Origin of the sequence: Mesorhizobium sp. M0001, from assembly GCF_040324255.1 — a bacterium.
Taxonomy (GTDB): domain Bacteria; phylum Pseudomonadota; class Alphaproteobacteria; order Rhizobiales; family Rhizobiaceae; genus Mesorhizobium.
Genome location: NZ_JAMYVS010000010.1, coordinates 175554 through 201690, shown reverse-complemented (window position 1 = coordinate 201690; position 26137 = coordinate 175554). Strand labels below are relative to the sequence as shown.

25 protein-coding genes are annotated in these 26137 nt (G+C 62.6%); 15 read left to right on the top strand and 10 right to left on the bottom strand.

The annotated features are described in order from the left end of the window. Positions 1-5: 5 nt before the first annotated feature. The gene (locus NKK50_RS24680) at positions 6-1097 is read right to left on the bottom strand and encodes an LLM class flavin-dependent oxidoreductase (RefSeq protein WP_352446560.1); all 1092 of its coding nucleotides are present in this window, start codon (positions 1095-1097) and stop codon (positions 6-8) included. 123 nt (positions 1098-1220) lie between these two features. Between NKK50_RS24680 and NKK50_RS24675 the strand changes: the two genes are divergently transcribed. From NKK50_RS24675 to NKK50_RS24655, 5 genes are all read left to right on the top strand, one after another. Continuing rightward, positions 1221-1982, top strand: coding sequence for an HpcH/HpaI aldolase family protein (locus NKK50_RS24675; RefSeq protein WP_352543968.1), 762 nt, complete (start codon positions 1221-1223; stop codon positions 1980-1982). Between the two features lie 155 nt (positions 1983-2137). Next, the gene (locus tag NKK50_RS24670) at positions 2138-3337 is read left to right on the top strand and encodes a pyridoxal phosphate-dependent aminotransferase (RefSeq protein ID WP_352543967.1); all 1200 of its coding nucleotides are present in this window, start codon (positions 2138-2140) and stop codon (positions 3335-3337) included. A 76-nt stretch (positions 3338-3413) separates the two neighbouring features. Further along, entirely contained in the window at positions 3414-4211 is a 798-nt protein-coding gene (locus NKK50_RS24665; RefSeq protein WP_023682726.1) for an ABC transporter substrate-binding protein, read from the top strand. Positions 4212-4360: 149 nt separating this feature from the next. Beyond that, positions 4361-5035, top strand: a complete 675-nt coding sequence (locus NKK50_RS24660) for an amino acid ABC transporter permease (protein WP_023667812.1) — start codon at positions 4361-4363, stop codon at positions 5033-5035. A 45-nt stretch (positions 5036-5080) separates the two neighbouring features. Then, positions 5081-6352: a cysteine desulfurase-like protein gene (locus tag NKK50_RS24655; RefSeq protein WP_352543966.1), complete on the top strand. Its 1272-nt coding sequence runs from the start codon at positions 5081-5083 to the stop codon at positions 6350-6352. 7 nt (positions 6353-6359) lie between these two features. On the opposite strand, the gene NKK50_RS24650 is transcribed toward NKK50_RS24655, so the two are convergent. Next, positions 6360-8321, bottom strand: a complete 1962-nt coding sequence (locus NKK50_RS24650; RefSeq protein ID WP_023699851.1) for a 3-hydroxyacyl-CoA dehydrogenase NAD-binding domain-containing protein — start codon at positions 8319-8321, stop codon at positions 6360-6362. A 224-nt stretch (positions 8322-8545) separates the two neighbouring features. Further along, the gene (locus NKK50_RS24645) at positions 8546-9523 is read right to left on the bottom strand and encodes a UDP-glucuronic acid decarboxylase family protein (RefSeq protein ID WP_023667815.1); all 978 of its coding nucleotides are present in this window, start codon (positions 9521-9523) and stop codon (positions 8546-8548) included. A gap of 463 nt (positions 9524-9986) precedes the next feature. On the opposite strand from NKK50_RS24645, the gene NKK50_RS24640 reads away from it, so the two are divergent. After that, positions 9987-11267, top strand: a complete 1281-nt coding sequence (locus NKK50_RS24640) for a nucleotide sugar dehydrogenase (RefSeq protein ID WP_023686926.1) — start codon at positions 9987-9989, stop codon at positions 11265-11267. 31 nt (positions 11268-11298) lie between these two features. Further along, positions 11299-12318 carry an NAD-dependent epimerase gene (locus tag NKK50_RS24635; protein ID WP_023667818.1) on the top strand — a complete coding sequence of 340 codons (1020 nt, stop codon included), beginning with the start codon at positions 11299-11301 and terminating at the stop codon, positions 12316-12318. A gap of 70 nt (positions 12319-12388) precedes the next feature. Here NKK50_RS24635 and NKK50_RS24630 read toward each other — a convergent pair whose 3' ends face one another. Continuing rightward, positions 12389-13285 carry an AraC family transcriptional regulator gene (locus NKK50_RS24630; protein WP_023667819.1) on the bottom strand — a complete coding sequence of 299 codons (897 nt, stop codon included), beginning with the start codon at positions 13283-13285 and terminating at the stop codon, positions 12389-12391. A gap of 147 nt (positions 13286-13432) precedes the next feature. On the opposite strand from NKK50_RS24630, the gene NKK50_RS24625 reads away from it, so the two are divergent. Next, positions 13433-14158 carry an SDR family oxidoreductase gene (locus NKK50_RS24625; protein WP_023682721.1) on the top strand — a complete coding sequence of 242 codons (726 nt, stop codon included), beginning with the start codon at positions 13433-13435 and terminating at the stop codon, positions 14156-14158. Positions 14159-14244: 86 nt separating this feature from the next. On the opposite strand, the gene NKK50_RS24620 is transcribed toward NKK50_RS24625, so the two are convergent. The 3 genes from NKK50_RS24620 to NKK50_RS24610 all read right to left on the bottom strand — a co-directional run bounded on the left by NKK50_RS24620 (position 14245) and on the right by NKK50_RS24610 (position 16382). Continuing rightward, positions 14245-14475 (bottom strand): helix-turn-helix domain-containing protein, encoded by a 231-nt coding sequence (locus NKK50_RS24620; RefSeq protein WP_023708113.1) that lies wholly within the window; start codon positions 14473-14475, stop codon positions 14245-14247. A gap of 22 nt (positions 14476-14497) precedes the next feature. Continuing rightward, positions 14498-15244: an IclR family transcriptional regulator gene (locus NKK50_RS24615; RefSeq protein ID WP_023667822.1), complete on the bottom strand. Its 747-nt coding sequence runs from the start codon at positions 15242-15244 to the stop codon at positions 14498-14500. Between the two features lie 268 nt (positions 15245-15512). Beyond that, on the bottom strand, positions 15513-16382 hold the full coding sequence (locus NKK50_RS24610; protein ID WP_023745660.1) for a helix-turn-helix domain-containing protein: 870 nt from the start codon (positions 16380-16382) through the stop codon (positions 15513-15515). Between the two features lie 92 nt (positions 16383-16474). Between NKK50_RS24610 and NKK50_RS24605 the strand changes: the two genes are divergently transcribed. Both NKK50_RS24605 and NKK50_RS24600 read left to right on the top strand, forming a co-directional pair. Continuing rightward, positions 16475-18019, top strand: a complete 1545-nt coding sequence (locus tag NKK50_RS24605) for a 4-hydroxyphenylacetate 3-hydroxylase N-terminal domain-containing protein (RefSeq protein ID WP_352543965.1) — start codon at positions 16475-16477, stop codon at positions 18017-18019. A gap of 6 nt (positions 18020-18025) precedes the next feature. Then, positions 18026-18535 (top strand): flavin reductase, encoded by a 510-nt coding sequence (locus NKK50_RS24600; protein ID WP_023692271.1) that lies wholly within the window; start codon positions 18026-18028, stop codon positions 18533-18535. A 10-nt stretch (positions 18536-18545) separates the two neighbouring features. On the opposite strand, the gene hpaR is transcribed toward NKK50_RS24600, so the two are convergent. Continuing rightward, entirely contained in the window at positions 18546-18941 is a 396-nt protein-coding gene (gene hpaR / locus NKK50_RS24595) for a homoprotocatechuate degradation operon regulator HpaR (protein WP_023704722.1), read from the bottom strand. A 201-nt stretch (positions 18942-19142) separates the two neighbouring features. Here hpaR and NKK50_RS24590 point away from each other — a divergent pair, with 201 nt between their 5' ends. The 5 genes from NKK50_RS24590 to hpaH are packed head-to-tail and all read left to right on the top strand — an operon-like array spanning position 19143 to position 23761. Beyond that, on the top strand, positions 19143-19529 hold the full coding sequence (locus NKK50_RS24590) for a 5-carboxymethyl-2-hydroxymuconate Delta-isomerase (RefSeq protein ID WP_023686935.1): 387 nt from the start codon (positions 19143-19145) through the stop codon (positions 19527-19529). A gap of 11 nt (positions 19530-19540) precedes the next feature. Then, entirely contained in the window at positions 19541-21058 is a 1518-nt protein-coding gene (gene hpaE / locus NKK50_RS24585; RefSeq protein ID WP_023745659.1) for a 5-carboxymethyl-2-hydroxymuconate semialdehyde dehydrogenase, read from the top strand. Between the two features lie 14 nt (positions 21059-21072). Beyond that, the gene (hpaD, locus tag NKK50_RS24580) at positions 21073-22053 is read left to right on the top strand and encodes a 3,4-dihydroxyphenylacetate 2,3-dioxygenase (protein ID WP_023686936.1); all 981 of its coding nucleotides are present in this window, start codon (positions 21073-21075) and stop codon (positions 22051-22053) included. Between the two features lie 29 nt (positions 22054-22082). Continuing rightward, positions 22083-22958, top strand: coding sequence for a fumarylacetoacetate hydrolase family protein (locus tag NKK50_RS24575; protein WP_023834914.1), 876 nt, complete (start codon positions 22083-22085; stop codon positions 22956-22958). Further along, complete coding sequence (gene hpaH, locus NKK50_RS24570) at positions 22952-23761, top strand: 2-oxo-hept-4-ene-1,7-dioate hydratase (RefSeq protein ID WP_031204606.1); 810 nt, start codon at positions 22952-22954, stop codon at positions 23759-23761. The genes NKK50_RS24575 and hpaH overlap by 7 nt, the downstream gene beginning before the upstream one ends. A 17-nt stretch (positions 23762-23778) precedes the next feature. On the opposite strand, the gene NKK50_RS24565 is transcribed toward hpaH, so the two are convergent. Continuing rightward, entirely contained in the window at positions 23779-24810 is a 1032-nt protein-coding gene (locus NKK50_RS24565) for a phosphotransferase enzyme family protein (protein ID WP_023745656.1), read from the bottom strand. Beyond that, positions 24807-26114 carry an aminotransferase class III-fold pyridoxal phosphate-dependent enzyme gene (locus NKK50_RS24560; protein WP_023686940.1) on the bottom strand — a complete coding sequence of 436 codons (1308 nt, stop codon included), beginning with the start codon at positions 26112-26114 and terminating at the stop codon, positions 24807-24809. Before NKK50_RS24560 ends, NKK50_RS24565 begins: the two co-directional genes overlap by 4 nt. Between the last annotated feature and the right edge of the window lie 23 nt (positions 26115-26137).

Sequence of the window (26137 nt, the reverse complement as noted above, 5' to 3'; positions counted from 1 at the left end):
GATTGTCAGCAGCGCAGCCCCGCCCGCTTCAGCAGCGGCAATACGTGGTCGCAGAAATAGGGCAGTTCCTGGGTGTAGTTGACGAACGACAGCGCGATGCCCTGGTAGCCATGCCCGGCTATTGCCGCCATCTCGGCGGCAATCGTTTCCGGCGTTCCAACCAGCGGGTAGGTGCCGGCGCCGCCGGCGAAACGCTGCCGGTAGCGGTCATAGGCATGCGGGTCATGCGACTGCGAGAACTCCTTCTTGCCTGCCATATGAGCATCGACCGCATCGTGGTCGACCAGATCGACGGCATAGCGCGTGTAGTAGGCCTGCGCCTCTTCCATGGTTGGACGGCAGACGACATGCGCCACCGTGTAGACGCCGACGTTGCGGCCAACCTTGTCGGCCCGCTCGCTGATGTCGGCGACATGCTTGCCGGCATCGCTCATTTCCGAAAAGGTCGTGAACAGATAATCGCATCGGGCGGCGGCGAAATCCCGGCCCGGGCCACCGAAAGCAGCGTTCATGGTCACCGGGCGTGGAACCTGCAGGCTCGCCGGCCGGCTCACCGCCTCCTTGAGGCGATAGTATGTGCCTTCATAGTCCAGAGGCTGGTCCGAGGCGTAGAGCTTTTCCAGGATTTCGATCCATTCGGCGGCCTGGTCGTAGCCCTTCTCGACCAAAGGCGTGCCGAACATGCCGAATTCCTTCGGGTTCCAGCCGCAGACGATGTTCAAGCCGGCGCGGCCCTGGCTGATATGGTCGACAGTTGCCAGCGCCTTGGCGGCATAGAGCGGATGCACCAGCGGCACATGCACGGTCATGAACAGGCCGATCTGCTCGGTGGCCACCGCCAGAGCTGCTGCCCAGGTGAAGGTCTCGAACGACCATTCGCGCACCTTGTTGCGGCCGCCAAAGCCACGCCAGCGCGCGATCGGAAGCATAAATTCCAGCCCGGCGCGGTCGGCGATCTGCGCCGCCGTCAGATTGTCCTGCCAGCTTGCCGTCCAGCGTTCCGGCACATCGGTGATGGCCAGACCGCCATCGGCATTGGTCGAAAAGACGCCGAGCTTCAGTTTGTTCGAGCCGTGCAGGGGATGCGTTTTGATCATCATGGGAACTCGTGGCGAGAGACCGACACGCTAGGCCCGCGCAAAAATATTTCAAGCCTGAAATAGCTTCGCCTCGCCGCCGATTGCGGATATCAATTCGGAGGGGAAAAAAGGGGGATGGATATGAGCGCGTTCCGTCAGAAGTGCATCGGCAAGACCAATCTCGTCGGCTCCTTCGCCGCTATTCCCCATCCCGTCGCCGTCGAAGTGATGGCGCTCACCGGCCTCGACTTCGTCTGCATCGACTGGGAACATGCCCAGATCGCGCGCGACACGATCGAAACCATGGTGCGCGCGGCCGACGTGCATCGCGTGCCGGCCATGGTGCGTGTTCCCGGTCATGCGCCGGAAGCTATCCAGGCGGCGCTCGACAGCGGCGCACAAGGCGTGCTCGTGCCGCGCGTCTCGACCGCTGCTCAGGCCGAGGCGGCGGTGAAAGCCTCGCGCTATCCGCCGCTGGGCGAGCGCGGCGTCGGGCCTGGCCGCGCGGCCAGCTATGGCTATCGCATTCCCGAATATCTGGCCGCGGCCAATGACAGGGTGGTCGTCGCGGTCCAAGTCGAGACATCGGAGGGGCTGGCCAACATCGAGGCGATCGCGGCCATAGACGGCATCGATGTGGTCTTCGTCGGCCCAGGCGATCTCTCCGTGTCGATCGATGCGATCGGGCCCAAAGGCGTGGACAAGCTCAATGAGGCGATCACAAGGATCATCCGCGCGACCGTCGCGCATGGCAGGACATCGGGTATATTTTGCGCCAGCCCACAGACGATCAGCCAGTGGGCCGCTATCGGCGCGAGCTTCTTCGTGCTGGCCAGCGATACGATGTTTCTTGGCGCCGGCGCTGCGGCCAACTGCACCGCTGCGCGCGCCGAGCTGCGGTAGACGGGCGGGATCGGGCAAAAACTTTTTAAGCTTAAAACTTTTTCCTTGAAAAGCGCAGCACATTGGATAGCATCCAAACTCGATGGCGACTGTCGTGCCGGTGGGGCTTGCCGGGCAGTCCGTCGCGGTGCTCCGGGTGGGAGGGGTTTCAGTCCTTGTCGTTCATACTGCCCCAGTCATCGTCCAGCGCGCGTTATGCTTTCGACGGCGTACGTGCCCAGATCCGTGACCTGCACACCGAAAACATTGCCAACCTTGCCGTGCGCGCCCGAGAACTGGGCGACGTGATCGCGCTCTGGTACGGCGAAGGCGACATCGTGACGCCCGCTTTCATCCGCGACGCGGCGAAGGCCGCCTTCGATGAAGGCCAGACGTTCTACGTCCCTAACATGCGTGGGCACCCCCTACTGAACGAGGCGCTGTCGGAATACCAAACGCGCATTCACGGCCGGACGATCCCGATTGCGCGCACCACGGTCACGCCCGGCGGCATGCAGGCGCTGTACCTGGCGCTGGAACTGCTGGTCGATACCGGCAGCAACGTCGTCTATGTCGCGCCGCAATGGCCCAACATCCACAACTCCATCCATCTGATCGGCGGCGAGCCAAGGCCGTTTTCGCTCGACTTCAAGGGCGACTGGCATCTCGATCTCGACCGGCTGTTCGCCACTTGCGATGCGCGCACACGCGCGATCTTCCTGTCGACGCCGTCCAACCCGACCGGCTGGACCGCGTCGCGCGAGGAGATGCAGGCGCTGCTCGACTTCAGCCGGCGCACCGGCATCTGGATCATCTCCGACGAGGTCTATGGCCGGCTCTATTTCGACGGCAATGTTGCTCCTTCCATCCTGCAGATCGCCGAGGATGGCGACCGGGTGCTGTCGGTCAACAGTTTTTCGAAGGCGTGGGCGATGACCGGCTGGCGCATCGGCTGGCTGACGCATCCGTCGGGGGTGGCCGACCAGCTTGGCGCCATGACGCAGTACATCAACAGCGGCACCGCCGCGCCTATCCAGGCAGGCGCTGTCGCCGCCATCCGCCAAGGCGAGCCGCTGGTCGAGGAGATCAGGCAGCGGATCAAAACCGGCCTCGACCTTGCCTATGACAGGCTGGCCCAGATTCCCGGCATCATCCTGCCGACGAAACCGCGCGGAGGCATGTATGCCTTCTTTGCCATGGACGGCGAAAGCGACGCCCGGCAGGCCTGCGCCAGGATACTGGAGACGGCGCGCGTCGGGCTGGCTCCCGGCCACCTCTTTGGAAATTCGGCAGCGGCCTTCCTGCGGATGTGCGTGTGCCGTGAACGCGACCAGATAGCGACCGCGCTCGAGCGCATGGTCGCCGCCATAAATTGACGCCCCGCTGGGAGGTGGGACGGCAACAAACCGTGCGGGAGCAAACCCGCCCGATCACAACCAGAGGGAACACAAAATGAGCTTCACTCGTCGCAACCTGCTTCTTCTCGCCGCCACGATCGGCATCGCTGCCGGCCCGGCCACCGCCTTTGCCGCCGATGTGCTCAATGTCGGCGCCTACCCGACCAATCCGCCCTTCGAATACAAGAACGAGAGCGGCACGTTCGAGGGCTTTGAAGTCGACATCGTCAACGAAGCGGCCAAGCGTGCCGGCATGACCACCGACATTGCCGACCTCGGCTTCCAGGCGCTGTTCGCGGCTGTCAGTTCCAACCGCATCGATGTCGCGATCTCCTCCATCACCATCACGCCGGAGCGACTGAAAACGCTGTCCTTCACCCAGCCCTATTATGACTCCGACATGGGCATTGCGACGAAGACCGATAGCGCTGTTAACACCGAGGCCGACCTCAAGGGCAAGATCGTCGGCGTGCTTTCAGGCTCGACCGGCGAGACCTGGGTCAAGGCGCATCAGGAGGCTGACGGCTACAGCGACGTGAAGGGCTATGACACGCAGCAGAATCTTCTGCTCGACCTCAGCGCGGGCCGCGTGGACGCCGCCGTCAGCGATATTCCGGGCATGGAATACTCCTTCACCAAGATGAAGGACCTGAAGGTCAAGCAGCGCATCAAGACCGGCGAACAGTACGGCCTGATGATGAGCAAGGACCATCCGCTGCTCGGCAAGCTGAACGACGCGCTGACCGCGATGAAGAAGGACGGAACGCTGGCCGCGATCCACAAGAAGTGGTTCGGCAGCGACGCGCCAGCCGATTCCTCGACGGTCAAGGAAATGCCGCTGCCCAAGGCCTGACCGGCAATGCACTTAAATCGTGCCGGCTCCCAGGCCGGCACGATTCATTTCACGCTCCGGCGCCTGCTGCCACACGGATAGCCTCATCGGAGGCAAGGTCGATTGGTTTTAACTTGAGCATCCTTTGCTCTGGGGTTCGGGAACGCTCCATGTCGCTGATCGACACCTTCTTCAATCCTGACGTGATAATGTCCAGCCTGCCGGCGCTGTTGCGTGGCTTCCTGAACACGCTGCTGCTCGGCATTTTGAGTATCGGCATCGGCATTCCCATCGGCCTGGGGATCAGCCTGTTGCGGCTCTATGCGCCGAAGCCGCTGCGCTGGCTGGCGGTCGGCTACACCGACATCTTCCGCGCCCTGCCGGTGCTGGTGGTGCTGATCCTGATCTATTATGCGCTGCCCTTCCTCGGCATCCGTCTGTCGTCCTGGGCCTCCGCCGTGACGGCGTTCGCCATCATCATGTCGGCCTATTCAGCAGAAGTGTTCCGCTCCGGCATTGAGAGCATTCCGAAAGGCCAATTCGAGGCAGCACAGGCGCTCGGCCTGCCTTTCCTTTTGACCTTGCGCAAGGTGGTGCTGCCGCAGGCGATCCGCGTCGTCATCCCGCCGATGACCAGCAATTGCGTCTCGATGTTCAAGGACACGTCGCTCGCTTCCACCGTTGCGCTGCCTGAACTGTTGAAGGAAGCGACCAACGCGCAGTCGCTCTATGCCAATCCCTCGCCGCTGATCGGCGCCGCTTTGGTCTATCTCATCTTCCTCTGGCCGATGGTCCGCCTCGTCAGCCTGCTCGAAGACCGCTTCAAGACCGAGAAGACGCGCTGACCTCATCAACCGTCCCGCTTCCCAAGCCATTCGCAGGAGATACAGTTGAGCAATTCCCAAGCCGCCGGCGGCTTTCCGGTCGACACCATCCGCGCCATGTTTCCGGCCTTGCAGCGCGCCGGTGATTTCATCTTCATGGACAACGCCGCCGGCGCGCAGATCCCGCAGAGCGTGCTCGACGCGGTGACCAATCACCTGGTCTCGTACAATGTGCAGCGTGGTGGTCGCTATGGGCGCTCGGTCACGGTCGACCAATCGGTTGCGGATGCTCGGACGAGCGTGGCCTTGCTGATCAACGCCTACAGTCCGTCGGAAATCTGCTTCGGCATGAACGCCACCTCGTTCATTCGCCTGGTCAGCCTCGGCATCGGCCAGATGCTGGCCAAGGACACAGAGCGCGACGAGATCGTCATCACCGATATGGACCACGACGCCAACATCGCCACGTGGCTGGCGCTGGAGCCCGCCGGAGCCAAGTTCAAATGGTGGCGCATGCGCGAGGACGGCAACCTGCATGTCGACGACCTCAAGCCGCTGGTTTCCGATCGCACCCGTCTCGTCGCCTGCACGGTGACCGCGCATTCGATCGGCTCGATCGTCGAAGTCGCTTCGGTGGCCGCGATCGCGCATGCGGCCGGCGCCGAAGTGTTCCTTGACTGCGTGCATTACGGACCGCACGGGCTGATCGACGTGCAGGCCTGGGACTGTGATTATCTCGTCTGCTCCGGCTACAAGAATTTCTCGCCGCATATGGGCTTTCTGTGGGGCCGCTTCGAAACGCTGAAGCGGCTGCCGACCTTCCGCGAGGATTTCATCCCCGACGAGCCGCCTTACAAGGTCGAGGCAGGCACCTTCATCTACGAGAACGTCTCGGGCATGGATGCCGCAGTGCAGTACCTGGAACTGATCGGCCGCAATCTGGCGCCCTCCAACAACCGCTCGCGGCGCGACAACATCGTTGCCGGCATGGGCGCCATCCGCGATTACGAAGTGCTCCTGGCGCGTGAGATGCTCGCCGTGCTCAAGGGATGCAATGCCACGATCTACGGCGTCGCCGAGGAAGCCCGCATCAACGAACGCGTGCCGACATTCTGCTTCAACATCGGCAAGCTGTCGCCGCAGCGGATCGTCGAGGAAATGGCTGACATGCAGATCGGCATCCGCGACGGCCATATGTATGCGCCCCGGCTGATGAAGCGTCTCAACCTGTCGATGGACAGCGGCGCCATCCGCGCCTCGCTGGTCCATTACAACACGGTCGACGAGGTCAGGCGTTTCGGCGAGGCACTGCGCGCCGTCATCGCAAGGCTGTCGTAGCTGGTCCTTAAACCTCTCCGGCGCGGAACATCGGCCCGCCCTTGTGGGCCGGGAAGCCATAGCCGTTGATCATCACCAGATCGATGTCGGAGGCACGCGCCGCGATGCCTTCGGCGAGTAATGCCTTGCCCTCGTCGGCCATTGCCGCCAGCAAGCGCGTGACGATCTCATCGGGCGAAAAGCGGCGCGGCACGATGTCCTTGGCCGCCCGAACGGCCTCGATCAGCGCGGCCACTTGCGGGTCGCTCCTGCGCTCGCCGTCGGAATAATCGTACCAGCCGCGCCCGGTCTTGCGGCCGAAGCGGCCGGCCTCGCACAGCCGGTCGGCGATCTCGACATAACGTGCTTGCGGATCGCGCATCGCCGCCTGTCGCTTGCGCCGCGCCCAGGCTATCTCCAGCCCAGCCATGTCGTTGACCGCGAAGATCCCCATCGGGAAGCCCCAGGCCTCCAGCGCGGCATCCACCTCTTCCGGTGCTGCGCCATCCTCCACCATGAACTCCGCCTCGCGGCGGTAGGCCGAATAGAGGCGGTTGCCGATGAAACCCTCGGTAACGCCGCACACGACAGGCAGCTTGCCGAGCTTCCTGACGAACGCGATAGCCGAGGCGAGCACATCGGGCGCCGTCGCCGCGCAATCCACCACTTCGGTGAGCCGCATGACGTTGGCCGGGGAGAAAAAATGCAGGCCGGCGATCCGTTCGGGCCGGGCGGTTGCCGAGGCGATCTCGTCGGGGTTGAGGTAGCTGGTGTTGGTCGCCAGTATGGCGTCGGGGCGGACGATACGATCAAGCTTCCGGAAGAGTTCGGTTTTTACCGCGAGATCGTCGAACACTGCCTCGATGACCAGATCGGCCTGCACCAGCCTGCCGGCGTCACTGGCCGCTTCAAACCGGCTCAGCGCCTCCCTGCGGGCATGATCGGTGAGTCGGCCGGATTGGACCGACTTGTCGAGAAGGCCGGCGATCCGCTCGTATCCTTTTGCCGCGGCGTCGTCGTTCTGCTCGATGCCGATTACGCGATAGCCGGCATTCAAGGCCGAGACCGCGATGCCTGCACCCATCAGGCCGGTTCCGACGATACCGACGGTCTCGACCTTGCGAGGCGTGATACCCTCCAGCCTGTCGACTTTGCTGGCTTGCCTCTCGGCAAAGAAGACGTGGCGCAACGCTGCCGCCTCGCGAGAATCCCGGAGGCGCAGGAAGGTCGCGCGTTCGTGCACAAGACCGTCCTCAAGTCTGGCCGTGGACGCGGCCCGGACCAGTCTCACGGCCTCTGCAGGCGCGATCTGTCCACGGCTGCGGGAAAGCACCTTTCTTGCGGCTGCCGCGTCGGCCTCAGGTTGCGAGCGCGGGACGGAAAGCGCACCCGTGCGCCGCAGCGGTTGGCCAACGAGACGGCGGGCGACATCGAGCGCGCCTTCGGGAAGATCGTCCGCAATGGTATCGATCAGACCGAGAGCGAGAGCTTCGTCGGCATTTGCGGGCCGACCCGTGCCGATCAGGTCAATTGCGGCGACCGTGCCGATGAGGCGGGGCAGGCGTTGGGTTCCGCCGGCCCCGGGCACTAACCCGAGCTTGACCTCGGGCAGGCCGAAGCTGGCCGCCTTGCTGGCCACCCGGTAGTGGCAGGCCAGCGCAATCTCGCAGCCGCCGCCGAGCGCCGCGCCGCCTACTGCCGCAACGATCGGTTTGGCGAAGCTCTCCATCGCTTCGATCACGTCAGGCAGTGTGGGCCCGATAGCGGGCTTGCCGAATTCCTTGATATCGGCGCCACCGATGAAGGTGCGCCCAATGGCGGTCAGCACCACGGCAGACACTTCATCCGACGCCGCACGCCCAAGCGCAGCCATCAGTCCGGCCCTGACATGGAGGGACAGCGCGTTGACCGGCGGATTTTCGATCGTGACGATGAGAACGCCATCGACGATCTTGCCTGTGACACTCTCGGAAAATCGTGCTGTGTTCATGGAGTTTTAATCCGGAACAACGGCAAATCTTCCTCCTCCTTCTGCTCTCCGCCAAATGCCGGTGTCCCGGCTCGGACGGATGAAGCGCCATGGATCTTCAAAATAATTTCAAGCTTAAAATAATTAGAATTCGAAAAACTTCAAGCCTACCGGAGTCGACTGCAAAAGGCGTCGCTACCACGACGGTGATCGGTCAGACTTGACGGTTGCACTGCGGTGCCGGGTCAAGGCGAGTTTGTGGAAACCTTCGGCAGCAGGGCTTTGAAATAGTCGATCGTCTGTTGCAGCCCGGCTTCTAAAGTCACCGTCGGCTCCCAGCCGACAAGCCTTTTGGCAAGGGTGATATCGGGCTGGCGGTGCCGCGGATCGTCTTGCGGAAGATCGCGGTAAATTATATCCGAACCTGATCCGGTCATCTGCGTCGTCAGTTCGGCCAAGCGCCTGATCGTTACTTCCCTTGGATTGCCGATGTTTACTGGACCGGTCACCTCCGGCCCCGTATCCATGAGGCGCAGCATGCCGCTCACCAGGTCGTCGACGTAGCAAAACGACCTTGTCTGTGAGCCGTCGCCGAAAATGGTTATCGGTTCACCACGAAGCGCCTGCACGATGAAATTTGAGACAACCCTGCCGTCTGCCGGGTGCATGCGCGGCCCGAACGTATTGAAAATCCGCGCGACCTTGACCCACAAGCCATGTTGTCGGTGATAGTCGAAGAACAGCGTTTCGGCGCAGCGTTTGCCTTCATCGTAGCATGAGCGCGGCCCGATCGGGTTTACATTGCCCCAGTAACTCTCGGGCTGCGGATGCACAGACGCGTCACCATAGACCTCACTGGTGGAGGCCTGAAAGACTTTGCATTTCAGCCGCTTTGCCAATCCAAGAACATTGATGGCGCCGTGCACGGCGGTCTTGATCGTCTGAACCGGGTCGTACTGGTAGTGAACAGGCGAGGCCGGACACGCCAGGTTGTAAATCTCATCGACTTCGACGTAGAGCGGAAAGGTCACGTCATGGCGCATGAATTCGAAGCGGGGATGCTTGGCCAAATGGTCGATATTGCGCTTTGATCCGGTGAAAAGGTTGTCGACACACAAGATTTCGTCGCCTCGTTCCAACAGGCGGTCAATAAGATGCGAGCCGATAAACCCTGCGCCCCCGGTAACGAGAATGCGTCTGCGGCTGTCATAGAGTCTGGCCAATTTCTGCTCCCAGGCAAATGCTGATCGACCAGATATCGGTCGCCACACGCAGGATACGACGTGTCCGCAGCCAATGCACAAGGACCAAACTGAAATTTCGCAGATCCGCTCGGTGCCGATGCGAATTCCGATCCCGGCATTTGGTTTGATCAGAAGGCACGATTGAGGCCGATAGTGGCCTATGGATTGGCAGCAGAGAATATCAGCCCTGTCGTCAGGGCCGCCGCTGCGTAGATGGCCGGCAGAACCTGACGGTTCACCCCAATCCGCAGCAGAGAGTGGCTCGAAACCGGTCCTGCTGGATTTTATCCACAACATCGATGGCATCGGCGGATGGCAACATGAAAATGGCAACGACCATTTTTCGTGAGACATTCCTCTTCGCGATAGAGCATCGTTGAATTGGCCAACAGCCTGCCATACAAGCACGTCGGCTCAACAGGTGGCTCGAGGAACCCCACGGATGTCCGAACGCATTGCAGTTATCGGCCTGGGTTATGTCGGCCTGCCGGTAGCCATTGCCTTTGGGAAGGTTTTCCCCGGCACCATAGCTTTTGACATCAGCGAGCGTCGGATCGGGGAATTGCGTGGCGGCGTCGATCGTACGGGGGAAGTTGACGCAACGGCGCTCAAGGAGACCTCGATAGGGCTGACCACCGACCGGGAGATGTTGAAAGGCGCTACTTTCTTCATCGTCGCCGTGCCAACCCCTATCGACGCAAATCGCGCTCCCGATCTAGCTTCTTTGAAACTGGCGTCCGAACTCGTCGGCGAGGCGGTGAGCAAAGGCGCCGTCGTCGTTTTTGAGTCGACAGTCTATCCAGGTGTGACCGAAGATTTCTGTGGGCCGATCATCGAGCAGGTTTCCGGCCTGCGACATCCCCGCGACTTTGCCCTCGGCTATTCGCCCGAACGCGCCAACCCCGGCGATCGGGAACACTCGCTGCAAAAGATCGTCAAAGTCGTCTCCGGCGAGAATAACGAGACGCTGGAGCGCGTCGCGAACGTTTATGGCCGTATCATCGATGCCGGCGTCTACCGCGCCCCGTCGATCAAGGTGGCCGAGGCAGCGAAGGTTATCGAGAACACCCAGCGCGATCTGAACATCGCGCTGATGAACGAACTGGCAATGATCTTCGAGCGGCTCGATATCCGGACGCAGGATGTTCTTGATGCTGCGTCGACGAAATGGAACTTCCTTCCCTTCAAACCGGGGTTCGTCGGCGGCCACTGCATCAGCGTCGATCCATATTATTTGACCGCCAAGGCCGAGGCCGAAGGTTACCATCCGCAGATCATCCTCGCCGGACGTCGCATCAATGACGGCATGGGGGCCTTCGTCGCCCAGCAGGTTGTCAAACGGCTGATTGGTTCTGACACGCCCGTCAAAGGGGCTTCTGTCGGCATTCTCGGGCTGACATTCAAGGAGGACGTGCCGGATTTGCGCAACAGCCGCGTTTTCGACATGGTCAAGGAACTAAGGCAGTTCGGAATTGTCCCCAAAGTCCATGATCCCCTTGCCGATGTCGAAACCGCTCGGCGTGATCACGGCGAAACAATCCTGCCGCTCGATGAGATAAACGATTTGCAGGCGCTTGTTCTGGCGGTGCCTCACAGGCAATATCTCACCAACGAAAGAGCGCGTCTTTTTCAAATGATCAGGCCGGGGGGGACACTGTTCGATGTCAAGTCGGCCATCAAGCCCAATGAAGTTCCCGACAACATAAAATACTGGAGCTTGTAAAGCTCGCCTGAAATTAACGCTAGGATATGCAGTGACATCAAGCAGGCCGATACTGATCACCGGCGCAGCCGGGTTCATAGGGTTTCATCTTTGCCTGAGGCTGCTTGCCGAAGGAGGCCAGGTTATCGGCCTCGACTCCATGAACGAGTATTATGACGTCAGCCTGAAGCAGGCTCGTCTCGAGCGGCTGAAAGCGTTTTCGAATTTTTGTTTCGAGCATGCCGATCTCACGGAGCGGGACCGTATTTCGGAGCTCTTCCTTTCGGCCGCGCCGGAGGTTGTCGTCAATCTCGCGGCGCAAGCCGGCGTACGCTATTCGATCAGCAATCCGCACGCCTATGTGGAAAGCAACCTCAGCGGCTTTGTCAACATCCTGGAAGGATGCCGGCAGGCGTCCGTCGGCCATCTGGTCTATGCATCGTCGAGTTCGATTTATGGCGGCAGCACCCGCATGCCGTTTTCCGTGCACGATCCGGCGGACCATCCGCTCAGCCTTTACGCCGCAAGCAAGAAGGCGAACGAGCTGATGGCGCACACATACAGCCATCTGTTTGGACTGCCGACCACCGGGCTGCGTTTTTTCACCGTCTATGGTCCGTGGGGGCGGCCGGACATGGCGCTGTTCATCTTCGCCAAGGCTATCCTCGCCGGCGAGCCGATCGAGGTCTTCAACTATGGCAACATGCAGCGGGATTTCACCTATATCGACGACATTGTCGAAGGTATTATCCGCGTCATGCAGCAACCCGCGACACCCAATCCTGAGTGGAAAAGTGTCGCGCCAGACCCAGCGACCAGCAACGCCCCGTTCAGGATTCACAACATCGGCGGCAATTCGCCCGTTCAACTGAACCGATTGATCGAGGTGCTCGAAGACGCGCTGGGACGCAAGGCAAACCGCAACCTCAGGCCACTTCAGCCAGGCGACGTTCCGGCAACTTTCGCCAATGTCAGCTCGCTCGAGGAGGCGACCGGCTTCAAGCCCAAAATCCCGATCGAAATAGGGGTTCCGCGCTTTGTCGAATGGTACCGGGAGTTCTACCGAGCATGATCGGACGCTTCGCCACCTGGAGGCGGCTGGCTCCTGACCAGCCATGGCTGGCGCATGCCGCTCGGAAAACTCAATAAGCCGCAGCCGAACTGGGTGTTGCCTGAAGGCGGTCAATATCTTTCCGGGGCGGCGCACCGAACAGGCGACGATATTCTCGGCTGAACTGCGAAGGGCTGTCATAGCCCACCGCGAACCCGGCCGTGCCTGCGTTTGCGCCGCCGGCAAGCATAATCCTTCGCGCCTCCTGCAGGCGCAGCTGCTTCTGGTATTCGAGCGGGGTCATGCGCGTAATCGCCTTGAAATGGGCATGAAGGGACGACGCGCTCATGCCTGATGCCGCCGCAATCTCTTCGATGCGCAGTTGTGCCTGGAAATGATTGCGGATCGTGGCGATGGCGCGGCTGACCTGGTTCAGGTGGCTGTCCACCGACGCCATCTGGCGAAGCGTGTCACCGTGCGGTCCGGTGAGGAGCCGGTAAAGGATTTCGCGTTCGATCAGCGGCGCCAGCACGGTGACGCTCTCGGGGCGATCGAGCAGCCTGACAAGCCGACAGGCGGCATCAATCAGGTCGGGGTCACTTGGATAGGCAGCTAACACCGGCAGATCCCTGCTGGGGGATGCACGTCCTTCTTTCACAAGCAGTTCGGCCAGCGCGGTGGAATCAAAATCTATCTTGCAACAGAGGTAGGGCGCCGCCGGGCTCGCCTCCAACACATGCCCGACCAGCGGCAGGTCGACCGAGACGAGCAGGTAGCTCGATGCGTCATAGACCACGCTCTGGTCGGCCAGCGAGACGCGCTTCGATCCTTGGGCGATTATGCAAAGCGACGCCTCGTAGACCGCAGGCACGGGTGCACTGGGCTGGTTGGCGCGAATGAGCGACAGCCGCGGCACCGCAGTGCCGGCCATGCCAGATTTCGGCGCAAAGCGGGTGATCAGCTCGGCGAGTTCATTGATTTTCTCCATGCCGCATAAATCTTCATGGCGCGAAATGTTGCAAGGCATTTCGAGTTCATTTGGAGGATCGTGCAAACTCTTTGGACGATCACGCTACCGGCCTTTGCCGGTTCGCGCCATCTATCTCCCCGTCACCGCAGCGAAAAAGGAACGATCATGACGGGACTTAAAGACAAGGTTGTACTCATCACCGGCGCCTCCAGCGGCATCGGCGAAGCGACGGTTCGGGAACTTGCCGGTGCCGGCGCCAGACTGTTCATCGGGGCCCGCCGCACCGAGCGGCTCAAGGCGCTGGCCGCAGAAATAGGCAAAGGCGTCGCGTGGCGCGAACTCGACGTGACTGACGCGGCGAATTTCGACGCCTTTGCCGATGCCGCTCATGCCGAATTCGGGCAGATCGATGTGCTGGTCAACAATGCCGGCGTCATGCCGCTGTCGCCGCTTGCCGCGCTGAAGCGCGATGAGTGGTCTCGCATGATCAATGTCAACATCGGCGGCGTGCTGAACGGGATCGCCGCGGTGCTGCCGCGCTTCGTCGCCCAGAAGAATGGGCATATCGTCAATGTCGCCTCGGTCGGCGCGCATATCGTGCTGCCCACCGCGGCGGTCTATTGCGGCACGAAATATGCCGTCTGGGCAATCACGGAGGGGCTGCGGCAGGAGCATGACGACATCCGCGCCACGATCATCTCCCCCGGAGTGACCGCAACCGAACTGGGCGACGATATCAGCGATCCTCAGGTCGCCACGGCTCTGAAAGAATGGCGGCAGAAGTCGCTCACACCGGACGCCATTGCACGGGCGATCCGTTTTGCGCTTGATCAACCCGATGGCGTCGACGTCAACGAAGTGATCGTGCGGCCAACCGCTGCCAATATGTAGAACTTGCTGCCGGATGCCGGCTTTCGGCGAGCTACGGCGCTCTCCAAGATCCGGCAAACGGCCCACCCCTTAATGCACCACCGCCCTCAGCCTCTGGCGCAACTCCCGCGGGCCACATCGTACCGGCTCTCGAACGCGCGCGAAAAATGCGCACTCGAATTGAACCCGCAGGCAAAGGCGATTTCCGAGATCGTGGGCGACGCGCGGGCGGGCGACAACAATTCTTCCTTGCTGCGCTCCAGCCGCCTGTCCCAGACGAAGCGTTCCGGTCTCGCGGCAAGGCCGGTGCGCCGCTGGGAACTTAACCCGCTAATCATCTCCCCTGCGACGGTAGAGATGTCAGGCTTCGCCGGCCAGGCGCGCTGAAATCAGCCGCGCCGCCTGGATCACCGCTTCGCCCTGGCTGGCTGCCATGCTGTCATCGGCGCGTGACACAGGCGAGGCCACCGCGAGCGCACCGAGAGGACGCCCATCGGAGCCGAGGATTGCCGCGGCTATGCTGTGCACGCCTTCTTCATAGCCTTGGGAGCTCGAGGAATAGCCGCGCTTGGCGGCAAGCCGGATCGCCTTCATCAGCCTTTCGGGCTGCGTCACCGTGTGTGGCGTGAAGGTCGGCAACGGCTTGTCGACATAGGCCTCGGCCGCTTCCCGAGGCGAAGCGGCGAGAAAGGCGATGCCGGAGGCGGTGCCGTGCAAGGGCAGCACCTGGCCGACATCGACATTGACCCGGTTGGCCTTTGCCGAGAGCTCGACATGGACCGTCAGCAGTGCGCCGGCGCTGAATTCCGACAGATGCACCGTCTCGCCGGTTTCCAGCGCCAGCTCGCGAACCACAGGTGCTGCCACGCGCACGAAGGGAAAATGCGCGTCGCGAAAGCGGGCCAGCCGCGACAGGCCGGCGCCGAGCCGGTAGCGGCGGCTTGCCGGCTCTTGTTCGATCAGGCGGTGGTCGGCCAGCGCCATCAGCAGGCGCCGCGCCGTTGCCTTGTCGAGGCCGGTTTTGCGGGCGAGCTCGGACAGGCCGATCTCCGGTTCGCCGAGCGTGAACTGCTCCAGCAGCGATATCGCTTTGCCGACTGTGCTCATCGTGCATCCTCAAGATACTTCGCATGGGACGAAAGCCAATCCACCTTGCAGTCCGCTCATAGCACATCAAACGGTGGTTCAAATAACGAACCGTTTGGAAGCGACAAAAAACACCAGCAAGTTTCGCGGCGACATCAATCTCGATGCGCCGCGCCGTGCGCGGGGTAATGCTGCGCGGCAACACCTATCAACAGGTGGATCAACTCGGCGGCGCCGTGCCTGGCCGGCGTGTCGGCCCAAACGCCTGATCCTGGCCGGCGCGGAAGCTTCAACTCTGCCCCAGCTGCGCGCGGCGCCAGGCGGCGGGCGCCTGGCCAACCCGCTCCCGGAAGAAGCGTGAGAAATAGGCCGGATCTTCGAAGCCGATTTCGTAGGCGATGTCCTCGACGGTGCGCACGGTGAATAGCAGCAAGCGCTTGGCCTCCAGCAACCGTCGCTCCCCCATGAGTCGCTTGACGCCGCTGCCAAGCACCGTATGGGCGGCCTTGTCGAGAAGATGCGGTGTCGTGGCCAGCGCCCCGACGTAGCGGTCGACGGGCCAGTTGTCGCGGAAATGCGCATCGACCAGGCGGCGCAAGCCGCGCGCCAATGCAGCATCGGAAGAGCCAGTGGGATCCATTACCTCGGGACCAAGACGCGCGATGTGCGAGAGCGCGACGGCAATCAGCGCCGGCAGGGTCTTGTCACTCCCGGCCTGCGCCTCGGCATATTCGGTGGCGATCATCTCCAGCACCGCCGCAAGCCTTTTCCACGCGACGTGCTGAGGAAGGCTATCGGCAAAGACGGGCCGGTCCAATGGCAGCAGGCTGTGAGCTGCTATTGCCGCAAGCGCATCATCGGCGACCGAAACGACGATGGCGTCGGTGCCGGGCCCGATCGAGAAGCCATGCACGATAGTGCTCGGCACGAAGCTGACGGACGGTGCCGAAAAGTCCCAGGATTGGTCTTCGATGCGATAAGTGCCGGAGCCGCTTGTCCAGTAGGTGATCTGGCCCATTTGCGGATGCTTGTGCGCGGCAACCTGGCCGAGATGAATGTTGCTGCGCGCAAGCACCGTCTCGACATGCAGGAAGCCGACATCGAGCGGCCGCACCGGCTCGCCATAGACAAAGAAATCAGGAATGGAATTGAGGCTCATGGCGCCGGAAAAAGTCCAATCGGTTTTGCCGTTACGTCCTAACCGATCCTTGCCAGGAGCGCTAGAGTTGATGCCATAAGTGGAGGAACATCATGCGATCGGAAGACTTTCGTGCCGACAATGGGCGCCCGTTCACCGGGGCCGAGTATCTGGAGAGCCTGCGCGACGGCCGCGAGGTCTACATCAACGGCGAGCGCATTGCCGATGTCACCACCCATCCGGCCATGCGCAATTCGGCGCGGTCGCTGGCGCGCCTCTATGATGCGCTGCACGATCCCAAGCGGCAGGGCACGCTGACCTCGCCTACCGATACCGGTTCGGGCGGCTACACCCACAAATATTTCCGCGTCGCCAAATCCTCCGGCGAACTCGCGGCCCAGCAGACCGCGATCGCCGAGTGGTCACGCATGTCCTATGGCTGGATGGGCCGCACGCCCGATTACAAGGCGGCACTGATGAACACGCTCGGCGCCAATGCCGACTGGTACGGCCCGTTCAAGGACAATGCGCTCGCCTGGCACAAGCGTGCGCAGGAAGCCGTGCTGTTCATGAACCACGCCATCGTCAACCCGCCGATCGACCGGCACAAGCCGGCCGAACAGGTGAAGGATGTCTTCGTCCACATCACCAAGGAGACCGACGCCGGCATCTATGTCTCCGGCGCCAAGGTGGTGGCGACGTCCTCGGCGCTGACCCACTACAATTTCCTGGCGCAGAGTTCGGCGACGGTCACCGAAGATCCGTCGCTGTCGGTCATGTTCATCGTGCCGATGAATGCGCCGGGGGTAAAGATGTTCTGCCGCGTCTCCTATGAGCAGACGGCCAACACGGCGGCGGCTCCGTTCGACTATCCGTTGTCGTCGCGCTTCGACGAGAACGATGCCATCCTGGTGCTCGACAATGTCTTCATCCCCTGGGAGGACGTACTGGTGCTGCGCGACGCGCAGAAAATCCTGTCCTTCCATCCAGCTTCGGGCTTCATGCATGGCTATTGCTTCCAGGGCTGCACACGCTTTGCCGTCAAGCTCGACTTCCTCGCCGGCCTGCTAGCCAAGGCGCTGCGCGCCACCGGCGGCGATGCCTTCCGAGGCAACCAGGCGGCGCTGGGCGAGGTCATCGCGCTCAGGCACATGTTCTGGAGCTTTTCCAACGCCATGGCCTACAATCCGATCCCGTGGGCGAATGGCGCTGTCCTGCCCAACCTGGAAGCAGCCCTTGCCTACCGGACTTTCATGTCGGAAGCCTATCCGCGCGTCATCGACACGGTGCGCCGGGTGATCGCCTCCGGCTTGATCTACCTGCCGTCATCGGTGCGCGACTTCAACAATCCCGAGATCGACAAATACCTCGCGCAATATGTGCGCGGTTCCAACGACATTGGCCATGTCGAGCGCATCAAGATCATGAAACTGTTGTGGGACGCGACCGGCACCGAGTTCGGCGGCCGCCACGCACTCTACGAACTCAACTATGCCGGTGCGCCGGAAGAGGTGCGGCTGCAGGTGCTGAAGGGCGCCGAACGCGGCGGCCGCCTGAAGGCCATGGAAGAACTGGTCGACACCTGCATGGCCGACTATGACGAGAACGGCTGGACGGGAGATACCTGGCTCAATCCGCTCGCTTCTACGGCCGGGTGATGTCAGATGGCCACGCAGATTTCGAAGGCCGATTTCCGCGACGCCATGGCAAGGGTCTGCGCGCCGGTCAACATCGTCACGACAGATGGTCCGGCCGGGCGCGGCGGCTTCACCGCCACCGCCATGTGCAGTGTGTCGGACGAACCGCCGACACTGCTGGTGTGCATGAACGGCCGCTCGACGCAGGCCGCCATGTTCCTCGCCAACCGGCGCTTCTGCGTCAACGTGCTGACGCATGACCATATGCACCTAGCCGGCAAGTTCGCCGGCGCGACCAGGGACATGGAGGCACGCTATTCGGCGGCGCGCTGGCAAACGCTGGCGTCAGGCACGCCGGCGCTGTCCGATGCGATCGTCAATTTCGATTGCGAGATCGAGGATGTGCACATCGTCGGCACGCATAATGTCATGATCGGCCGCGTTATCGATGTCAGGCACGGCAGCGGCGGCTCGGCCTTGCTCTATGTCGACCGCAATTACACGCAGCCGACGCGGCTTGGCAGCTTTGGCGGCTGAGCCGCAGCGATCAGCTCTCGCCGGCGATCAGGCTCTCCAGCAGATCGAGCAATTGCTCGAGCCTCTCATGTCCGAAGCGCTGTTCGATGTCGCGGTAGATGACGAGGCGTTCCGGCGACAAGGCATCGATAAGGGCGGAGCCCGCCGGGGCGATCGTCAGAACGACACGGCGGCCATCGCCTTCCGCCTTGTTGCGGGTGATGAATTTTCGGCCCTCGAGCGTCTTGATGATGCGTGTCAGGCTGGGCGGCAGCACCGAAGCGCGATCGGCAAGTTCCGTCGCCTCGACAGGGCCGGCCTCGCTCAGAACGCGCAGCACACGCCATTGCTGTTCGGTCACGTCATGCGCCGCCAGCATAGGGCGAAACCGCGCCATCACCACTTCGCGGGCATGGAGCAGCGCCATCGGCAGAGAACGACGGGTGTTTTCAGGCAGCAAGAAGCAGCGTCCCCAATGATGCGGGCGGTCGGCGGGACCGCACGCCAAAACCTGACCTTTCCATCCCGTATCGTCGCCTCAACTTGGATGCAAGGCTTGACTTCAGTGATGCTGCATGTAATTAACGCGTTAACTACAACAGTGGAACAATCCGGGGAACGAGACGCGGTGCCTCACTTTTCCATCGAGTATTCGGCCAACCTCGATGCCAAGGTCGACATGAGCGAATTGTGCGCGCTGGTGTTGCGCACCGTGCTCGGCACCGGGCTGTTTGAAACCGGCGCGGTGCGGGTGCGGGCCTTCCGTGCGGAAGCCTATGCCATCGCCGACAGCCTGCCGGAAAACGCTTTCCTCGACATGTCGTTTCGCATTGGAACCGGGCGCAGCGCCCAGGACAAGAAACGAACCGGGGAGGCGGTCTTCGCCGCGGTGAGCGAATACCTTGGGCCCCTGTTCGAGACCCCGCATTTCGCTCTTTCCCTGGAGATCAGGGAGATCGACCCGGTACTGAGCTGGAAGAAAAACGCAATCCATCCGCGACTGCGCGGCAAGTGACGGAAGCTGATATGTCCGACCTCGAAGGCAATCTGAAAAAGGCCGAGGCCTATCTGGCCCGTTTCAAGCGCGACGGCGTGCTGAACCAGATCGGCGGCGAAGCGGTGCCGGCGGTGGATGGCTCGACCTTCGAGAGCATGTCGCCGGTCGATCTCAAGCCGCTGGCCAAGGTCGCGCGTGGCAGTGCCGCCGATATCGACCGCGCCGCCAAGGCGGCAAAGGCGGCGTTCCCGGCCTGGGCCGCCATGCCGGGCGACGGGCGCAAGAAGCTGCTGCACAAGATAGCCGATGCGATCGAAGCGCGCGCCGAGGAGATCGCCTTCGTCGAGTGCATGGACACCGGCCAGGCGCTGAAATTCATGGCCAAGGCCGCGCTGCGCGGCGCCGAGAATTTCCGCTTCTTCGCCGACCGCGCGCCGGAAGCGCGCGACGGCGAGACGCTGCGCACGACAGGCCAGGTCAACATCACCACGCGCGTGCCGATCGGCCCGGTCGGCATCATCACGCCGTGGAACACGCCGTTCATGCTGTCGACATGGAAGATCGCGCCGGCGCTGGCGGCAGGCTGCACCGTCGTCCACAAGCCGGCCGAATTTTCGCCGCTGACCGCTCGCCTGCTGGTCGAGATCGCGGAGGAGGCCGGCCTGCCGAAAGGCGTGTGGAACCTGGTCAACGGCCTCGGCGAGCACGCCGGCAAGGCGCTGACCGAGCACCCTGACATCAAGGCGATCGGTTTTGTCGGTGAGAGCCGCACCGGCTCGATGATCATGAAACAAGGCGCCGATACGCTGAAGCGCGTGCATTTCGAACTGGGCGGGAAGAACCCGGTGATCGTCTTCGCCGACGCCGATCTCGAACGTGCGGCGGATGCGGCCGTGTTCATGATCTACTCGCTCAACGGCGAACGCTGCACCTCATCGTCGCGGCTTCTGGTCGAAGCCTCGGTCTACGACACATTCACGGATCTGGTTGCGGAGAAGGCAAAGCGCATCAAGGTTGGCCATCCGCTCGATCCCAAAACGGTTGTTGGTCCGCTGATCCATCCGGTGCACGAGGAAAAGGTGCTTTCCTATATCGAGATCGGCAAATCGGAAGGCGCGGTGGTAGCCGCCGGCGGCGACAAGTTCGCCGGTCCGGGCGGTGGCTGCTATGTCAGCCCGACGCTGTTTACCGGCGCCACCAACAGGATGCGCATTGCCCAGGAAGAGATTTTCGGGCCGGTGCTGACCGCCATTTCCTTCAAGGACGAGGCCGAAGCGCTGGCGCTGGCCAACGACACCCAATACGGCCTGACCGGCTATCTCTGGACGTCGGATGTCACCCGCGCCTTCCGCTTCACCGATGCGCTGGACGCCGGCATGATCTGGGTCAATTCGGAGAATGTGCGGCATTTGCCGACGCCGTTCGGCGGCGTCAAGAATTCCGGCATCGGCCGCGACGGCGGCGACCATTCCTTCGATTTCTACATGGAGACGAAGAACATCGCCTTCGCCACTTCAGCGCACACGATCCAGAAACTCGGCGGCTGACCGGAGGACATCGCATGCCACTGCCCAAACCAAACCTCTATCCCGCCTTCAACATCGTGCGCCTCAGCCATGTCGAACTGGCGGTCACCGACCTTGCGAAATCCCGCGCCTTCTATGTCGACACGCTTGGCCTGCAGGTTACCGACGAGACATCGGAAGCCATCTATCTAAGGGCGTTGGAAGAGCGCGGACACCACTGCATCGTGCTGAAGAAGGCCGGCAGCGCCGAAGCCCGCGATCTCGGCTTCAAGGTTTTTTCGGATGAGGATCTCGACAAGGCCGAGCATTTCTTCAAGGCAAAAGGCCTGCCGGTCGAGTGGGTCGAGCGACAGTACCAGTCGCGCACCTTCCGCACCCGCGACCCGCACGGCATTCCGCTCGAGTTCTTTGCCCAAATGGAAAGGCTGCCGCCGATTCATCAGAAATATGCGCTCTACAAGGGCGTGAAGCCGCTGCGCATCGACCACTTCAACTGCTTCTCGCCCAATGTCGACGAGTCCGTCGCCTTCTACAACGAGCTTGGCTTCCGCGTCACCGAATACACCGAGGATGCCAGTAGCGGAAAGCTGTGGGCGGCCTGGACGCACCGCAAGGGCGGCGTCCACGACATCGCCTTCACCAACGGTGTGGGTCCGCGCCTGCATCACGTCGCCTTCTGGGTGCCGACACCGCTCAACATCATCGACCTGCTCGATCTGATGGCGACGACGGGTTACCTCGCAAATATCGAGCGCGGCCCCGGCCGGCATGGCATTTCCAACGCCTTCTTCCTCTATGTCAGAGACCCGGACAATCACCGCATCGAGATCTACTGCTCGGACTACCAGACGGTCGATCCGGATCTCGAGCCGATCAAGTGGGACCTCAAGGACCCGCAGCGCCAGACGCTGTGGGGCGCGCCGGCGCCGAAAAGCTGGTTCGAGGAGGGCAGCACCTTTGCCGGCGCGGCCGCACGCCAACCGGATTTGACGGCGTCGCCGATCATCGCACCGTGACCACAGACGCGAACCTGACGGAGACCGGGATGACTGCACATGGGCGGCTCGCCACCTTCACCGTCGGCGGCAAGACGCGCTATGGCGTGGTCACAGATAAGGGCGTCGTCGACCTGTCGGCGCGGCACAGCCAGTGGCCGACGCTGCGCGAAGTGATCGAGGCCGGCGTGCTACGGCGGCTGGCGGAAGAGGCCGAAGCCTACGCCGTCGATTTTCCAGTCGGCGCCATCGCTTATGAAATCCCTGTGCCGTCGCCGGAAAAGATCATCTGCGTCGGCGTCAACTACCCGGACCGCAACGAAGAGTACAAGGACGGCCAGGCCGCGCCTTCGAACCCGTCGCTGTTCATCCGCTTCCCCCGCTCCTTCGTCGGCCACAACGCGCCGCTGGTGCGGCCGCCGGAATCGCCGCAGCTGGACTATGAGGGCGAGATCGTCATCGTCATCGGCAAGGGTGGACGACGCATCGCCGAGAGGGATGCGCTTGACCATATCGCGGCACTATCCCTGTGCAACGAAGGCACCATTCGCGATTGGGTACGGCACGCCAAGTTCAACGTCACGCAGGGCAAGAATTTCGACCGCACCGGCTCGCTCGGTCCGTGGCTGGTGCCGTTCACCGACGAGGCGCAGATTGCCGACATCGCGCTGACCACCCGCGTCAATGGCGAATTGCGCCAGCAGGACCGCACCAGCCGGATGATCTTCTCGTTCCGCAAGATCATCGCCTATGTCTCCACCTTCACCACGCTGGTGCCAGGCGATATCATCGTCACCGGTACGCCGACCGGCGCCGGCGCCCGCTTCGACCCGCCGATCTGGCTGAAGCCGGGCGACGTGATCGAAGTCGAAGCCGACGGCATCGGCGTGCTCCGCAACGGCGTCGTCGACGAGGCAGCATCGTGACCCCCGAGCAAGTTGAAGATGCCGCGGCAAGGCTGTTCGAAGCTGAGCGTTCGCGCCGCCAGATCCGTCTGCTCAGCCTCGATTTTCCCGATGCGACGATGGAGGATGCCTATCGCGTCCAGGCAGCGCTGGTGAAACGCAAGACCGATGCCGGGCTGACCCCGAAGGGCTGGAAGATCGGCCTGACATCGAAGGCGATGCAATATGCGCTCGCCATCGACACGCCGGATTCGGGCGTGCTGTTCGACGACATGTTCTTCAACGACGGCGCGACGATACCCGTCGGCCGCTTCATCCAGCCGCGCGTCGAGGCCGAGATAGCCTTCGTCATGAAGGCGCCGCTGAGGGGCCCAGGCGTGACCATCTTCGACGTGCTCAACGCCACCGATTATATCACGCCGGGGCTCGAAATCCTCGACACGCGCATCGAACGCGTCAATGCCGAGACAAAGAAGGCGCGCACTTTCTTCGATACGATTTCCGACAACGCCGCCAATGCCGGCATTGTCATCGGCGGCCGGCCGCAACGACCCGATGAAGCCGATATGCGCTGGATCGGCGCCATCGTCTCGCGCAATGCGGAGGTCGAGGAGACCGGGCTTGGCGCCGGCGTGCTCAACCATCCCGCGATGGGCATTGCCTGGCTGGCGGACAGGCTCGCCCGCTACGGCATGTCCATCGCGGCCGGCGAGGTGGTGCTGTCCGGATCGTTCGTGCGCCCGGTCGAGGCGCGGCCCGGCGATACGATCGTCGCCGACTTCGGCAGCTCGGGAACGGTCAGTATCCATTTCGCCAAGAGCTGACGGCTCTCATCGGCTCGTCAGTTGGGCTGTTCGCCGCGCAAGTAGTCAATCACCACATCGGCTGCGATGGTCGACATGCGCAAGCCGACATCCCTGGTGATGTCGCCTTCGACGCGGCTTTGCACCCAGCCAAGAAACGCGAAGGCACGCAAGGCGGCGAATAGAGGCAATGCGGCGATGTCCTGCGGGGTCAGCGCACGCTCTTGCTGGTAGCCGTCAAGCAAAGCGGTTTCGATCAGCGGGTAGATCGCCTCCTCGCGGTTCTGGTAGAGGGCGACGGCAAGGTCGTACATGTGCCAGCCATGGCCGCAATCGTCGAAGTCGATGATGCGTACGGCACGGTCATGGATGAGCACGTTCTCGCGCACCAGATCGGCGTGGATGATGCCGAAATTGCGCGCGCTGCGCTCATGTTGCGACAGCGCCTTCACTGCCTTGTCGCGCGCCTGCAAGACCAGCGCGCGGCGAGGACCATCGAGAAAGGGCGAGGTCTCGAACCGGCCCCAGACCGGGTTCGCACCGAAGAAGCCGTCGAAGTCCCAGGCATGGCGGGCGAAGCCCGCGGGCGGCGCCCACGAGGCAGTGACATTGTGCATATGGGCGATGGTCCGCCCGATCGCCGTGAAGATCTGGATCGACTGGTCGGCCGTGTAGGCCAGTGGCACGCCGCGTGCGCCCACGGCGCGGCCCTCCAGCCAGCTCAGGCAATCGGCCTGCCGGGGCTGCGCCGAGGTGGCCGTGCTGACAAGTACGAACGGATCGCCGGCCTGTGTTGCGACGCAAGACGGCGTGGCGACGCCGGCGGATTGCAGGAAGCCCATCCATTGCAGTTCCGAACGCAGCGCGGCGTCCGTGTGGTAGCCGAGCCGGTGGATGCGCATGGCTGCCGGCTGGCCATCCGGCAGCCGCACGCGGAAGACGGCGTTCTCGCGGTGCTTCAGAAGTTCCGGCTCAGAGTTGCGGACGCCCCAATGTTCGAGCGCACGCCTGGCGAGCTCCGTGACATCGGCTGCCGTTTCGGGCTCGGATTGGGTGGAAACAGAATTCACGCCGGCACTCCGCCGACTTCGCCCAGCACCTCGTCCAGCAGGCCGATCAGGAAGTCGGCATTGTCACGCGAGAACGGCATGGGCGGGCGGATCTTGAGCACATTGCCGTGGATGCCGGTCTTGCCCATCAGCACGCCGCGATGGCGCATGCGATTGGCGACCTGCTCGGCAATGTCGGGCGCCGGTTCGCGCGTGTCGCGGTCGTGGACCAGCTCGGCGCCGAAGAACAGTCCGGCGCCCCTGACCTCGCCGATGCACTCATGCCGATCGGCCAGCGGGCGCAGCAGGCCAAGCGCATAAGCGCCGACGTCTTGCGCGTTGGCGACAAGGTTTTCCTGTTCGATGACGTCGAGGACGGCATTGGCGACCGCGCAGGAGACCGGGTTGCCGCCGAAGGTGTTGAAGTAGCGGAAAGCGTCGCGGAAGGTCGCCAGTATCTCCTTGGTGGTGACCACGGCCGCGATCGGATGGCCATTGCCCATCGGCTTGCCCATGGTGACGATGTCGGGGACGAAGCCGGCGCGCTGATGGCCCCAGAAATGGCTGCCGGTGCGGCCGAAGCCGGGCTGCACTTCGTCGGCGATGACCAGACCACCGGCTTCGCGCACGGCCCCCAAGGCGTCGTCGAAAAATCCGGTGGGCAGAGCCGGGAAACCTTCATTGGCGAGCAGCGGACACAAGATGATGCCAGACAGGCCAATGCCGTCCTGTGCCAGCGAAGCGATCGCTTGACGCACGGCGTCGCCGAAGGCCTTGCCATTGGCCATCGCATCGGGATGGCGATAGCTGTCGGGGGCCGGCACCAGCCTGACATGGGGGGCGCGGCCGCGGATCGGAGGCATGCGCGTGCTGAGCTGCGAAACCGCCGCCGTGTTGCCATGATAGGTGGCGTCGGTGGCGATGATGCCCATATTGCCGGAGGCGGCCTGCGCCATGCGCAGCGCTATGTCGTTGGCCTCGCTGCCGGTACAGGTCAGGATTGCGGTGGCGAGGCTTGCATCGAAGGTCGCCGTCAGCCGCTCGACATAGTCGAGAATTGCGGTGTGCAGATAGCGTGTGTGGGTGTTGAGCAGGCTTGCCTGACGGCACAAGGCCTCGACCACATGCGGGTGGCAATGGCCGACATGGGCGACGTTGTTGTAAGCATCGAGATACTTGCGGCCGTCGGCATCGTAGAGCCAGACGCCTTCGCCGCGCACCAGGTGCACGGGCTCGTCGTAGAACAATTGCGATTTCGCGCCGAGCAGGCGGGCACGCCGCTTGACGAGCGCTTCCTCGCTCGGGTTCTTCTCAGATTGGGTCATTGCGTACCAAACTCCATTGCGTC

Bases quoted from the DNA above. Each gene is read 5' to 3' on its own strand.
- NKK50_RS24680 (WP_352446560.1), bottom strand. From the start codon at position 1,097: ATGATCAAAACGCATCCCCTGCACGGCTCGAACAAACTGAAGCTCGGC.
- NKK50_RS24675 (WP_352543968.1), top strand. From the start codon at position 1,221: ATGAGCGCGTTCCGTCAGAAGTGCATCGGCAAGACCAATCTCGTCGGC.
- NKK50_RS24665 (WP_023682726.1), top strand. From the start codon at position 3,414: ATGAGCTTCACTCGTCGCAACCTGCTTCTTCTCGCCGCCACGATCGGC.
- NKK50_RS24660 (WP_023667812.1), top strand. From the start codon at position 4,361: ATGTCGCTGATCGACACCTTCTTCAATCCTGACGTGATAATGTCCAGC.
- NKK50_RS24650 (WP_023699851.1), bottom strand. From the start codon at position 8,321: ATGAACACAGCACGATTTTCCGAGAGTGTCACAGGCAAGATCGTCGAT.
- NKK50_RS24640 (WP_023686926.1), top strand. From the start codon at position 9,987: ATGTCCGAACGCATTGCAGTTATCGGCCTGGGTTATGTCGGCCTGCCG.
- NKK50_RS24630 (WP_023667819.1), bottom strand. From the start codon at position 13,285: ATGGAGAAAATCAATGAACTCGCCGAGCTGATCACCCGCTTTGCGCCG.
- NKK50_RS24625 (WP_023682721.1), top strand. From the start codon at position 13,433: ATGACGGGACTTAAAGACAAGGTTGTACTCATCACCGGCGCCTCCAGC.
- NKK50_RS24620 (WP_023708113.1), bottom strand. From the start codon at position 14,475: ATGATTAGCGGGTTAAGTTCCCAGCGGCGCACCGGCCTTGCCGCGAGA.
- NKK50_RS24615 (WP_023667822.1), bottom strand. From the start codon at position 15,244: ATGAGCACAGTCGGCAAAGCGATATCGCTGCTGGAGCAGTTCACGCTC.
- NKK50_RS24610 (WP_023745660.1), bottom strand. From the start codon at position 16,382: ATGAGCCTCAATTCCATTCCTGATTTCTTTGTCTATGGCGAGCCGGTG.
- NKK50_RS24605 (WP_352543965.1), top strand. From the start codon at position 16,475: ATGCGATCGGAAGACTTTCGTGCCGACAATGGGCGCCCGTTCACCGGG.
- NKK50_RS24600 (WP_023692271.1), top strand. From the start codon at position 18,026: ATGGCCACGCAGATTTCGAAGGCCGATTTCCGCGACGCCATGGCAAGG.
- hpaR (WP_023704722.1), bottom strand. From the start codon at position 18,941: ATGGCGCTGCTCCATGCCCGCGAAGTGGTGATGGCGCGGTTTCGCCCT.
- hpaE (WP_023745659.1), top strand. From the start codon at position 19,541: ATGTCCGACCTCGAAGGCAATCTGAAAAAGGCCGAGGCCTATCTGGCC.
- hpaD (WP_023686936.1), top strand. From the start codon at position 21,073: ATGCCACTGCCCAAACCAAACCTCTATCCCGCCTTCAACATCGTGCGC.
- NKK50_RS24575 (WP_023834914.1), top strand. From the start codon at position 22,083: ATGACTGCACATGGGCGGCTCGCCACCTTCACCGTCGGCGGCAAGACG.
- NKK50_RS24560 (WP_023686940.1), bottom strand. From the start codon at position 26,114: ATGACCCAATCTGAGAAGAACCCGAGCGAGGAAGCGCTCGTCAAGCGG.